At 61.5% G+C, this 11853-nt stretch carries 9 protein-coding genes and 3 tRNA genes; 9 read left to right on the forward strand and 3 right to left on the reverse strand.

Annotated features, from left to right (window positions below):
* Positions 1-71 precede the first annotated feature (71 nt).
* From OKC30_RS16710 to dauA, 3 genes are all read right to left on the reverse strand, one after another.
* On the reverse strand, positions 72-1361 hold the full coding sequence (locus OKC30_RS16710; RefSeq protein ID WP_270809704.1) for a DUF6538 domain-containing protein: 1290 nt from the start codon (positions 1359-1361) through the stop codon (positions 72-74).
* Positions 1362-1498: 137 nt separating this feature from the next.
* Positions 1499-1586 (reverse strand) — tRNA-Ser (locus OKC30_RS16715).
* 270 nt (positions 1587-1856) lie between these two features.
* Positions 1857-3593, reverse strand: a complete 1737-nt coding sequence (gene dauA, locus OKC30_RS16720) for a C4-dicarboxylic acid transporter DauA (protein WP_160838900.1) — start codon at positions 3591-3593, stop codon at positions 1857-1859.
* 646 nt (positions 3594-4239) lie between these two features.
* On the opposite strand from dauA, the gene OKC30_RS16725 reads away from it, so the two are divergent.
* The 9 genes from OKC30_RS16725 to OKC30_RS16765 all read left to right on the forward strand — a co-directional run.
* Positions 4240-4315: transfer RNA gene (locus tag OKC30_RS16725), tRNA-Asn, on the forward strand.
* Between the two features lie 2 nt (positions 4316-4317).
* Positions 4318-4393, forward strand: a tRNA-Asn gene (locus OKC30_RS16730).
* A gap of 313 nt (positions 4394-4706) precedes the next feature.
* Entirely contained in the window at positions 4707-6143 is a 1437-nt protein-coding gene (locus OKC30_RS16735) for a circularly permuted type 2 ATP-grasp protein (protein ID WP_270664192.1), read from the forward strand.
* Positions 6137-7063, forward strand: coding sequence for an alpha-E domain-containing protein (locus OKC30_RS16740; protein ID WP_160838716.1), 927 nt, complete (start codon positions 6137-6139; stop codon positions 7061-7063). Before OKC30_RS16735 ends, OKC30_RS16740 begins: the two co-directional genes overlap by 7 nt.
* Complete coding sequence (locus tag OKC30_RS16745) at positions 7060-7860, forward strand: transglutaminase family protein (RefSeq protein ID WP_103259930.1); 801 nt, start codon at positions 7060-7062, stop codon at positions 7858-7860. The genes OKC30_RS16740 and OKC30_RS16745 overlap by 4 nt, the downstream gene beginning before the upstream one ends.
* The gene (locus OKC30_RS16750) at positions 7844-8593 is read left to right on the forward strand and encodes a peptidase (RefSeq protein ID WP_270809705.1); all 750 of its coding nucleotides are present in this window, start codon (positions 7844-7846) and stop codon (positions 8591-8593) included. Before OKC30_RS16745 ends, OKC30_RS16750 begins: the two co-directional genes overlap by 17 nt.
* A gap of 82 nt (positions 8594-8675) precedes the next feature.
* Entirely contained in the window at positions 8676-9161 is a 486-nt protein-coding gene (locus OKC30_RS16755; RefSeq protein ID WP_270666400.1) for a YqhA family protein, read from the forward strand.
* A 118-nt stretch (positions 9162-9279) separates the two neighbouring features.
* Positions 9280-9729, forward strand: a complete 450-nt coding sequence (locus OKC30_RS16760; RefSeq protein WP_041212878.1) for a hypothetical protein — start codon at positions 9280-9282, stop codon at positions 9727-9729.
* 4 nt (positions 9730-9733) lie between these two features.
* Positions 9734-11853 (forward strand): YncE family protein (locus tag OKC30_RS16765; RefSeq protein WP_270698414.1); only part of this gene is annotated, 2120 nt, incomplete at its 3' end.

Below are 11853 nucleotides of genomic sequence, written 5' to 3' on the forward strand. Positions count from 1 at the left end.
TGATCTCGCACCTCGATAACTGTACGTAAGATCAGTATAGTTCGTGGTAACTGACTGCTAATCATGGGTAATCAGGTCACACTTTGATCTTCCCGCGACTCCGCCACCCGGAAGAACCAGACGCCATCCTGCTGCATCAAGTCTGCTACGTAGAGCTGGCAAATCTCCTCGGCCCGAGCCCCCGTGTAGTAGAACATCAGCGGCACCCAGTAGTGAGCTTCCCCGAATCGGGTATGCTGGGTACGTCTCGCAAACAAGGGGGAACCGAAGATAGTAGCCAGCTCGGAGGCCGTGAAAGGGTACTCCGGCTCATCCAGCGGGCTCACTACGCCTTCCGCATACTTGACCCCGTGGGCAGGGTTGTACTCCAGCAGACCATCTTCAACCGCCAGCCCCAGTACTGCGGACAGGGCTCGCCCTAACTTCTTGACGGTAGCAGCAGACAGATGTGGCAGGCCGTGCTCCTCGACCAGGGCAATCTGTTGGCGTAGCGGCAGGCATGAGACATTTCGTTTGGGGCGGGCTGGCAGTTGCTCCATCAGGTTGCGGAACTCGGCAACGTCCCGCTTATGGATTTCCTCGATGCCTTTATCGCCCAGTAACTCGATAAACCGCTCGACCGACACCTGATACTCAAGGATGCGTCCCTCGGCCTTCTTCGGCTCTCGCCGCCGGACAGTGGTCTTATAGCGTTCAAACAGGGCCGACAGACGAAGTCCACGCGTCCCTATGAGTCGGGCTGCGGTGGCTCCAGTCGGTACGAGGGGGGTCTCGGGCTGGCCGATACGCCTCTGTATGATGTTGACTCCGGTATTTTGCACGACGGCAGATGATAACTTCACAAACTTTTTAGCAAGCTCCTGAGTGAAGGAGACGTAGTTGACCGAGCCGACATACAGGCGAAGCCCTGATACCTTGAACGCTTCCTCAATGTATGGGTGCATCCACCTGTGGAGCCGATCTATTTGTGCTGCGGCAGGCGAACGCTCCAGCTCTTCCAGCAACGTGGTCAGGGCATCGGTGTAATCACTCCAAACGAGACCGTCCCCACCCCATTCTTGATGTATAAAGTGGTCACGAACATCCGAGTCACCCCCATTCAGCTGCTCGATCATTGCGTTGTACCAACAGTTAGCGGCGTTGGATAGGTCGAGGGGCTGCACCGCCAGATCCATCTTGGCGGTTTCCAGCAACTGATGGATGTCATCCAGAACAGGCAAGGCGGCCCGAAGGGCTTTTGGTTTTTCCTTGGTATCCAGGGATCGACGAAGCTCCGTCTTGTTGATGACAGGGCGGAGAGTCTTAGGGACGACAACACGGGCGTACCACGTGCCATGACGGTCTTGGAAAAGGTTGCTCATAGACCTCATTTTGTATCACCTTTTTGTACCACCACGGAAGGGCCGGGGTGGATGGTTTGATCACAAAATCGCTATGAAATCAGGAAGTTTTTGACTTACAAAGAAAAACCCCCGCTCGAAAGCAGGGGTTTACTGTTTGGCGGTGAGGGAGGGATTCGAACCCTCGATACGTTGCCGTATACACACTTTCCAGGCGTGCTCCTTCAGCCACTCGGACACCTCACCAAATTTTCACTGCTTGAAGTGGCTTTCGGAGCACGCTGCGCGTGCATCTTGCCGACTTCGTCGGTGGGCAGCCACTCGGACACCGCACCCAATTTTGGTCTGTGCTTTAACGTGTTCAGCCAACACGAATTCGCTGCGCCGTTGCGCTGGAACGGGGCGTAATGTAAGGGATAGGCGCGAGGCGGTCAATGCAATTTTTTATCTTTTGCCACTGTTTGCTCAATAAGCGAACCAAGTGACTAAAAATATGCCATTTCCTATACCTTTCCATCAATTTTCAACCGCTTCGTGCAAATGTTCTCCTCGAATCGCCTCTTCCAGCGAGCCGTAGAACTCCAGCTCTCCCGCCACCGGACGCACCTTGGCCCGCGCCAGGGTCTTGAGAGGCTGGAATTGCAATTCAGCCACCTTGAGACGGACCCCTGCCTTGGCCATGCGTTTTGCGAACTGCTGGAAGGCGGTGAGACCGCCAGCATCCAGGATGGAGACCGCCTCCATTTGCAGGATCAACTCCTTGTGGTCCTTCACCTGGGCAAGCAATTCGTCAAAAACCCGCTCGGCGGCGGCAAAGAACAACGGTCCGTTGATCTTGTAGACAAGGGTCGAGGGGGACACCTCGCTGGCATAGCGTTTGTGATCCGCCAGGTTGTGCAGCCTGGTCATCTTGGCGATTTCACGCATGAACAGCAGTGACGCCAGGATCACCCCGAAGGTGATGGCGATGACCATGTCGAAGATGACGGTCAGCGACAGGCAGACCAGCAGCACCAGTACATCGGATTTGGGCGCCCGGCGCACCAGATCCACCACCTTGTGGGCCTCGCTCATGTTCCAGGCCACCAGCAGCAACAGGGCGGCCATGGCAGAGAGCGGCAACCAGGAGAGCCAGGGAGCCAGCACCAGGATGGCGGCCAGCACCACCAACGCATGGACAATACCGGAAATGGGCGAGGTGGCACCGGCCCGCACGTTGGCGGCGGAGCGCGCGATAGCGGCCGTCGCCGTGATGCCACCGAAGAAGGGGGCCAGGATGTTGCCAAGGCCCTGCCCCACCAGCTCGCCGTTGGAGCTGTGCTTGCGACCCGTCATACCATCGAGCACCACGGCGCAGAGCAGGGATTCGATGGCCCCCAGCATTGCCATGGAGAAGGCGGCGGGCAGCAGCCGCTCGATGGCGGCGAGGTTCCACTCCACCGGTGCCCCGTCCGGCCCCGGCAGCGCCCAGGGCATCACCAGGGTCGGGGCGATGGGGGGAATGCCCATGCCCTGACTGCCGTCGGCCAAGATATAGCTGAACTTGCTGCCAATGGTGGCGACGTCCACCCCGAACTGGTGCAAACCAAACCCGAGTCCCACCCCCACCAGCACGGCGGGCAGATGGCCGGGTACCGGCAGGCGCAATCTCGGCCAGAGCAGCAGCACCGCCAGCGTCGCCACCCCGACGAGGGTGTCCCCCCACTGCCAGCTTGGCAGGGCATGGGCCAGCGCCTGTACCTTGCCCAGATAGGTTTCCGGCATCTCCAGGACCTGCAGGCCGAAGAAATCCTTGATCTGCAGGGTGGCGATGACGATGGCGATACCACCGGTGAACCCCAGGGTCACCGAGGGGGGAATGTACTCGATGAGGCGCCCGAGACGTGCCATGCCCATGGCCACCAGGAAACAGCCCGAGATGAGGGTGGCCATCAAGAGGCCCCCGACGCCAAATTGCTGGGCCACCGGGTAGAGGATCACCACGAAGGCGGCAGTGGGGCCCGAAATGGAGAAGCGGGATCCCCCGGTCACGGCGATGACGATGCCAGCGATGATGGCGGTATAGAGCCCGTGCTGGGGCGGCACCCCACTGGCAATGGCCAGCGCCATGGCAAGGGGAATGGCGATGATGCCGACCGTGATGCCGGCGATGAGGTCGCGGCCAAAGCGCGCCACGCTGTAGGGTTCGTCAATGCAGGATTGGCGCAATGCGATGGCCAGCTTCACGCCTTGTAAGGAAGCTTGATTGTGCATGTCTAGGGTAATACCAGAAGAGGGAGACAAAGGCCGGGGTGAACCGGCACCCGATCATCATCAAGGGCCGGCAGAGCTGTCGACGCGGCGATGGTATCGAAGGCAACCATACCCGACCCGGCCAGATAATTCGATGGGCAGGATCAAGAAATGGCCATTACCCCGCATTATTGTCATCGATAGCTCGCATATCGCCGATTTTCCCAGCCATCCCTTCATTTCTCTGCTCATCGAGAGCCAGCATCTTCCCCGAATCCCTCGCCCATCGCCTCGGAGGCAAGCCCATCGACATCCGGTATATCGCCGATTTTCCCAGTCATTCCTTTAATAGATCCCCGGTCATCGCGAATCGGCATCTCCCTCGCATCCCCCCACCATCTCAGAGGCGAGCCCATCGACAGGGGCGACATCACCGATATTCATCGGTTCCCGCCATGAAGGCGCCCCATCCAGGTCGGGGCGCCTGCACGGCCAGCTCGACCGTGGCCGCAGGCAGGGCATCTCAAGCTGCTGATTGTGCTGAAAATAGTCCACAGCGCCCAAGTTTTGGGCAAACGGGCCGAAAAGCCCTTTTTCCGTGGAGTGGCGGGTTGACACCCGTTCGGGGGATCATTAATATCCGCTGCGTCTCGACGAGACAGGCCATTCCTCCTTAGTTCAGTCGGTAGAACGGCGGACTGTTAATCCGTATGTCACTGGTTCAAGTCCAGTAGGAGGAGCCAATTCCCTCGTAGTTCAGTCGGTAGAACGGCGGACTGTTAATCCGTATGTCACTGGTTCAAGTCCAGTCGAGGGAGCCATATTCTAAAGCCCAGCCTTATGGCTGGGCTTTTTCGTTTCCCCTGCCCCAGCACGGGGCAGAACGCCTCCTCCCGCGCCCGCATCCCGCTGCGCCCGTCCCTTGCCCTCATGGCCTGTTGCCACAAGATGGCGCAGGCTTACCCTCTATGGGGTACCACTCTGGTGCGCCCTGCCTTGACCCTTGATGACATATAAGTCATCCATATGATTTTTCAATAAAAAATTACTGACACTGGCCTCGATAGCGACTCAATTGGCTGGTACAGCCCTTGCACTTTGTGATGTACGCAGGGACGTCACAAGGAGTTGCCTATGCTGCCCATCAAGCCCCCCGGACCCGGTTGTTACGACGAAATGCTGCTCACCGACAACCAGTTTCGCGATCATTACCACGCCTACCTCTCGTGGCTGCACCAGACCGACGAGAAGAGCATAGAGCGCAAGCGTGAAGAGGCCGACCTGCTGTTTCGCCGGGTCGGCATCACCTTCAACGTCTACGGGGATGGGGACGGCGCCGAGCGCCTCATCCCGTTCGACAGCATTCCCCGCATCATTCCCGCCCGGGAGTGGCAACATCTGGACAAGGGGATCCGCCAGCGCGTCACCGCCCTCAATGCCTTTCTGCACGACATCTATCACGATCAGCGCATCCTGAAGGCGGGGGTGATCCCGGCCGCCCAGATCCTCACCAATGCCCAGTACCAGCCCTGCATGCAGGGGGTCGACCTGCACCGGGACACCTATGTCCACATCACAGGGGTCGACATCATCCGCAACCACGACGGTGAGTACTATGTGCTGGAGGACAACCTGCGCACCCCCTCCGGGGTCTCCTACATGCTGGAGAACCGCAAGATGATGATGCGCCTCTTCCCGGAGCTGTTTCACAACCAGCCCATCGCCCCGGTGGAGCGCTACCCGGCCCTGTTGCTGCAGACCCTGCGCGAGAGCAGCCCGGTGGACAACCCCTGCGTGGTGGTGATGACCCCGGGGCGCTTCAACAGCGCCTACTTCGAGCACAGCTTCCTCGCCCAGCAGATGGGGGTGGAGCTGGTGGAGAGCGCGGATCTGGTGGTCAAGGATGGTCAGGTGCTGATGCGCACCACCACGGGGCTGAAACGGGTGGATGTCATCTATCGCCGCATCGACGACGACTTCCTCGATCCCCTCGCCTTCAACCCGGACTCCCTCATCGGCGTGCCCGGGCTGCTCTCGGTCTACCGCGCCGGCGGCGTGGTGCTGGCCAATGCCATCGGCACCGGGGTGGCGGATGACAAGTCCATCTACCCCTATGTGCCGGAGATGATCCGCTTCTATCTGGGGGAAGATCCCATTCTCAACAACGTGCCCACCTGGCAGTGCCGCGAGCCGGCTGCCCTCTCCCACGTGCTGGCCAATCTGGAGGAGCTGGTGGTCAAGGAGGTCCTTGGCGCCGGCGGCTACGGCATGCTTATCGGCCCCTGCGCCAGTCGCGAGGAGCTGGCCCGTTTTCGCGAGCTGCTCAAGGCGCGGCCGGACAACTACATCGCCCAGCCGACCCTCTCCCTCTCTACCTGCCCGACCTTCGTCGACGCCGGCATCGCCCCTCGCCACATCGATCTGCGCCCCTTCGTTCTCACGGGGCAGGAGCTGCGCCTGGTACCGGGCGGCCTGACCCGGGTCGCCCTCACCGAAGGCTCCCTGGTGGTCAACTCCTCCCAGGGTGGTGGCACCAAGGACACCTGGGTCATGGAGGGCAGCCCATGCTGAGCCGCACCGCAAGCGAACTTTACTGGATGTCCCGCCACCTGGAGCGGGCGGAGAACACGGCGCGCATGCTGGACGTCACCCAGACCATGTCGCTGATGCCCTCCATCGACGCCGATCACAGCGAGCTGGTGGCGCCCCTCACCATCAGCGGCACTCACGAGCCCTTCCTGGCCCGCTACGGCCAGGTGAACATGGAGAACCTGCTGCAATTTTTCTGCTTCGACGAGGAGAACCCGAGCAGCATCTTCAGCTGTCTGCGCATGGCCAGGGACAACGCCCACGCCGTGCGGGGCAAGATCCCCGGTGAGGTGTGGGAGAGCATCAACGCCGCCTGGATAGAGATACGCAGGCGCCGCAAGGCGGGGCTATCCAGCGGCCAGGCCCAGGAGTTCTTCGACTGGATCAAGGAACGCTCCCACCAGTTTCGCGGCGCCACCTATGGCACCATCATGCGCGGTGACGTGCTCTGGTTCCTGCGCCTTGGCACCTTCATCGAGCGGGCCGACAACACGGCACGCATCCTGACCGTGAAGTATCAGGTGATCCGGGAGGACGAGGACAGCGTGCGCGAGTTCTACCGCTGGAACGCCCTTTTGCGGTCAGTGGGTGCTTACGAGGCCCACCAGACCCTCTACAAGACGCTCTCCCACGCCTCCATCGCCGAGCTGCTGATCCTGCGCAATGACGTGCCGCGCTCCTTGCGGGCCTGTCTCGACGAGATGGAGCTGATCCTGGCCCAGATCGAGGGCAACGCCGGTCAGACGCCCCGGCGCCTGACCACCATACTCAACGCCCATCTGACCTATGGCGCCATCGACGATGTCTTTGCCCTCGGCATGCAGGAGTACCTGAGTGATTTTCTCAGCGACATCGGCGCCATCGGCCAGAGCATCCACGCCGCCTACCTGGAGGTATTATGAGACTCATCATCGATCACCAGACCCGCTACCACTATGCCGACGTGGTGCGCCGCAGCACCCAGTACCTGCGCCTGACCCCCCACAGCACGGCCCGCCAGCAGATCCTCTCCTGGGAGCTAGAGCTGCCGGGGGAGGCCACCTGCACCACGGACGGTTACGGCAACATACTGCACGTGCTGAGCCTGGAGTCCCCCCACGAGGGGATCCTGATCCGCGCCCACGGGGAGGTGGAGATCTGCGACGACGCCCCGGAAGATGAGGAGTCCTCCCTCATCTCTCCCCTGAGCTACCTGAGGCCCACCCCCCTCACCCGCCCGACCCCGGCCCTGCAGGATCTAGCGAAGGCCTGCCTGCCAGAGGCGCCGACCCTGGCCGACTTGCAGAGCCTGATGGCACGCATCCTGGTGCTGATGCCCTATCAGCCCGGCAGCACGGATGCCACCTTCAGCGCCGACGAGGCACTTGCTTCGGGCAGCGGCGTCTGTCAGGACCACACCCATGTCTTCCTGACCTGCTGCCGCCACGCCGGCCTGCCGGCACGGTACGTGAGCGGTTACCTTTACAGCCAGGACAACAGCCACGTGGCGATGCACGCCTGGGCCGAGGTGTGGATCGAGGAGCGCTGGCACACGTTCGACGTCACCAACCTCACCAGCTCCACCAGCGAGCACCTCAAGCTCGCAGTCGGCATGGATTATCTGGATGCCTGTCCGGTGCGCGGCGTGCGCTATGGCGGCGGGTGCGAACAGTTGCAGAGCCAGGCGCAGGTGACCCGCCTGGATGGACAGCAGCAATGAAGACCGGGAGAGTCCTGGCGGGAGTGCGGTCATGACCTATTGCGTCGCCATGTGCCTGCAAGACGGCATGGTGTTTGCGTCCGATTCGCGCACCAATGCGGGGGTGGATCACACCGCCACCTTCCGCAAATTGCACCTCTTCACCCGGGAGGACAGGGTGATAGTGCTGCAAAGCGCCGGCAATCTGGCCACCACCCAGAGCGTCATCAGCCTGCTGACGGAGGGGCAGGAGCTGCTTGCCCTCCCCAGCCTCTACGAGGCTGCCGCCCTCATCGGCCAGACCATACGCACCGTCATCAGCCGGGATGGGGGTCAGCAGCAGGGCCATATCAACTTCGGCTGCAACATCCTGCTGGGGGGGCAGATCCGAGGGGAGCGCCACCGCCTGTTCCACATCTATCCAGAGGGCAACTTCATCGAGGCGAGCGCCGACACCCCCTACTTCCAGATTGGTGAGAGCAAGTACGGCAAACCCATCATCGATCGCATCATCCACCATGAGACGCCGCTTCAGACCGCCTTGCAATACGCCCTCATCTCCATCGACTCGACCCTGCGCAGCAATCTGTCGGTGGGCTTGCCCCTGGATGCCCTGGTCTATCACGAGGGCAGCTTCTCGGCGACGAACCAGCACCACATCACCGAACAGAACCCCCATTTCGTGGCGCTGCGAAAGGCCTGGGGCGAGGGGTTGCAACAGTTGTTCCAGGGCCTTCCCACCTTCCCCCTCTAGGCCGGGCGGGAGGCGCCAAGGCGCTTTCCCGCTCCTTTCTTTCCGGATATTCTGGCTGCCTTCCTTTTCGATGGAGTTTCCCATGCGCCGCTTCAACGTCATGCTCAACGGCAGCCGGTTGATGATGTTCCCTTTCTATGTCTGCATCCTTATCTGTGTCGCCCTCCTGATGGTGAAGTTCGCCATGCAGCTCTATGTGCTGTGCCGCGACATCATAGACATCCACTATCTGGACCTCATCACGGGGGTACTCACCCTGGTGGACTTCGTGCTGGTGGCCCAGATGCTGATCCTGGTGGCCATCTGCGGCTACGTGCAGTTCATCAAGACCCCGGAGCAGCGAGCGGCCCTCAGCGACAACTGGCTCAGCAAGATCAACTTCGCGTCCCTCAAGCTCATCGTCATCAACTCTCTGGTGACCATCGCCGGCATCGAGGTGCTCAAAGCCTTCCTTGACGACGGCACCGGCAACGAGATCGAGATGAAGTGGTCGGTCATCGTCTTCCTCGCCTTCTCCACCGCGGCACTTATCTATGCGGTGACCGAGCGGCTGGCGGAGCACAAATAGGGCCCGGCGCCATTCAGGGTCTATTCATCAAGAGCCGAATTGATAACTCTTTTCATTACCCTTACTGCATTGTAAACTTGCTCGCCCCGGGCTGAACCGCCCGGGAGCTGGAGCACCCATGACGAGTCTTTCCCTCTCACCACGACACTGCTGGCAGTGGCTGGCCTATCACCATCAGGCGGCCGAGGGTGCCCTTTATCTGATGTTTTTCTCCGGCCTACTGCTGTGGGAACCCCTGACGCCGACCTGGTCCCTGGCACGCTGGAACCTGTTTTTGCACGTCGCCCTCTCGCTCACCCTGTTCCCCTTGCTGTTTGGCGCCTTCTGGCTCTCCCATCGCAGCCTGCTGCGCAAAAGCCGCAAGCCTTTTCTGCGCACCACGGGGCGCATCATCGAAGCCTTGCTGCTGGTCTGTCTGGCAAGCGGACTGGTGCTGGTGCTGCACGGCACCCCGGGGGATAGCCTCGGCAACCTTGCCAGCTGGGCCCACTGGCTGAGCGCCCTCGCGTTGACGCCCCTGGTGCTGCGCCACGCCTGGCGCTGGACCATCTTGAAATGGCGCACCTGATCTTATGTTGAAGTTGTTGTTATCCCTGATGTTGGCCGCCCTGCTGCTGGGGACCGCCTCGGCCCGGGAGATGGGCGCCGCCATGATTGCCTATGACGAGGGGAGCGCCCCGCGCCTCGTCACCGCCAACCAGAGTGCCGGCTCCGTCACCCTGCTCGAGCGGGGCACTGGCAAGCGCCTCAACGAGGTGCAGCTGGGGGGCGACCTGCGCCAGCTGGCCCGCGCCGATGACGGCACCCTGCTGGTCACCGATTACCGCGGCGATCGCCTGCTGCTCTTGGATGATGATCTCGAGCAGGAAAAGGCGATCCCCACCGGCCATAGACCTTACGGCGTCATCTTCGATCCCAAGCGGCGCTGGTTCTGGGTCACGCTGTTCGAGGGAGGGCACCTTCAGGCTTATGACAGCACGGGCAACCTCCAGCTGGATGCAAAAACCGCCGAGACTCCCCGCGGGCTGGCACTGACCGACGACGATCGCCTGCTGCTCACCCACGCCATGACCGGCCAGCTCGCCATCTATGACCTTGCCAAGCTTGAGAAGGACGCTACCCTCCCCAAGCCCAAGCTCATCACCCTGGCGGAAACCCACAGCGATACCCCGAGCGACTCCCAGGGATTGCCACGCCTGCTGGACGGCATCGCCCTCTCCCCCGATGGCAGCGAAGCCTGGCTGCCCCACGTGCTCTGGAGCTTCGACCACCCCTTCCAGTTTCAGAGCACCGTCTTCCCGGCCGTCTCCATCATCGATCTCGATGAAGAGAAGGAGCGGGTCGATGAAAGAAAACAGCTCTTCTTGCAGATCAACCTGCCCAGCGTCGGCAACCGCAGCCAGATCGTCTCCAACCCGTTCACGGCGCGCTTCGCCGCCGATGGCAAGCGGGTCTATCTGACCCTGGCGGGTTCCGAAGACTTGCTGGTGTTCGACCTGTCGCGCAGCGGCAAGCAGAACAGCAACCGCCACCGCCGCAAGAAGTTTCAGGGGGGCGCCAAGGCGACCCAGCTATTGCGTCACCTGCCGGGCCAGAATCCGCGCGATCTGCTGATCGATGGCGACCACATCCTGGTCCACAACGTCATGGGGCAGGATCTCACCCGTCTCAATAGCGGCGGCAGCGGCCCGTTTGCCCGGGTCACCGTGGATGTGCCCCACTTCGCCAAACTGGTAGAGACGGATCCCCGCCCCGAAGCGCTTCAGCGCGGCGAGCGGTTGTTCAACCTGGGTAATACCGCCGCCAACAGCCGCTTCCCCATGGCGGGGGACAACTGGATGAGCTGCAACTCCTGCCATCTGGACGGGTTCAACTTCACCAACCGCTATCTGATGGCGGCCCATCGCCAGCAGAGCGGCGACAACGCCATCAACGGCCACGCCAACCTCGCCAACATGGTGGCGGGGGACTTTATCGGCGAATACCTGCGCATGACCCAGCAGACCCAGGGCGGCATGGGCCATGACACCCGCGATGGGGCCGAGCCGGTCGATCCCGCCAAGCCCCATCCCGAGGTGAAAGCGATGATGGAAGATCTGCACGCCTTCGTCACCGCCGATGGCAACCTCCCCTATCTGGCCAACTGGCTGCGGCTCGATGCCTCGCGCAGGGATCCTGCCAAGGCGCCGACCACCCACCCGAAAGAGTGGCTCAACTCCGCCTCCTGCCAGAACTGCCACCAACAGGCGTTCAAGGACTGGAGCGAGAGCAACCACCGGCTGATGGGCAACTCCCACCCTTACTACAAGGTGGTGCAGGCACTGGCACGCGAAACCGAGGGCGAAGCCTTCGGCCAGTGGTGCCAGGGCTGCCACATGCCCCAGCAGGTGATGAACGGCCAGACTGATCTGCCCAAGGGCTCTCACATGTTCGAGCAGGGTGGGGCTTCGCTCATTGCGGCCCACCAGAAAGGCAAGCCCGTGGTGGAAGAAGGCACAGGCTGCGTGCTCTGTCATCGCATCACCAAGCTCGAGGATGCAGGCGGCAACAGCGCCTTTACGGTCAATTTGAAAGACCGCGAGAGCTATGTGTTCGAGGATGCCGCCGGCGGCAGCCGGCCTTGTTGCACAATTCCAAAGCAGGACAGCAGTCTCTCAGGCGCCGATTTCGCTCAGTTGACCTGTTGTCGTAC

It is taken from the genome of Aeromonas sp. QDB18 (assembly GCF_027705325.1).
Classification (GTDB): domain Bacteria; phylum Pseudomonadota; class Gammaproteobacteria; order Enterobacterales; family Aeromonadaceae; genus Aeromonas; species Aeromonas caviae.

Excerpts from the sequence above, each read along its gene's own strand:
- OKC30_RS16710 (WP_270809704.1), bottom strand. The coding sequence starts at position 1,361 with ATGAGCAACCTTTTCCAAGACCGTCATGGCACGTGGTACGCCCGTGTT.
- dauA (WP_160838900.1), bottom strand. The coding sequence starts at position 3,593 with ATGCACAATCAAGCTTCCTTACAAGGCGTGAAGCTGGCCATCGCATTG.
- OKC30_RS16735 (WP_270664192.1), top strand. The coding sequence starts at position 4,707 with ATGCTGCCCATCAAGCCCCCCGGACCCGGTTGTTACGACGAAATGCTG.
- OKC30_RS16740 (WP_160838716.1), top strand. The coding sequence starts at position 6,137 with ATGCTGAGCCGCACCGCAAGCGAACTTTACTGGATGTCCCGCCACCTG.
- OKC30_RS16745 (WP_103259930.1), top strand. The coding sequence starts at position 7,060 with ATGAGACTCATCATCGATCACCAGACCCGCTACCACTATGCCGACGTG.
- OKC30_RS16750 (WP_270809705.1), top strand. The coding sequence starts at position 7,844 with ATGGACAGCAGCAATGAAGACCGGGAGAGTCCTGGCGGGAGTGCGGTC.
- OKC30_RS16755 (WP_270666400.1), top strand. The coding sequence starts at position 8,676 with ATGCGCCGCTTCAACGTCATGCTCAACGGCAGCCGGTTGATGATGTTC.
- OKC30_RS16760 (WP_041212878.1), top strand. The coding sequence starts at position 9,280 with ATGACGAGTCTTTCCCTCTCACCACGACACTGCTGGCAGTGGCTGGCC.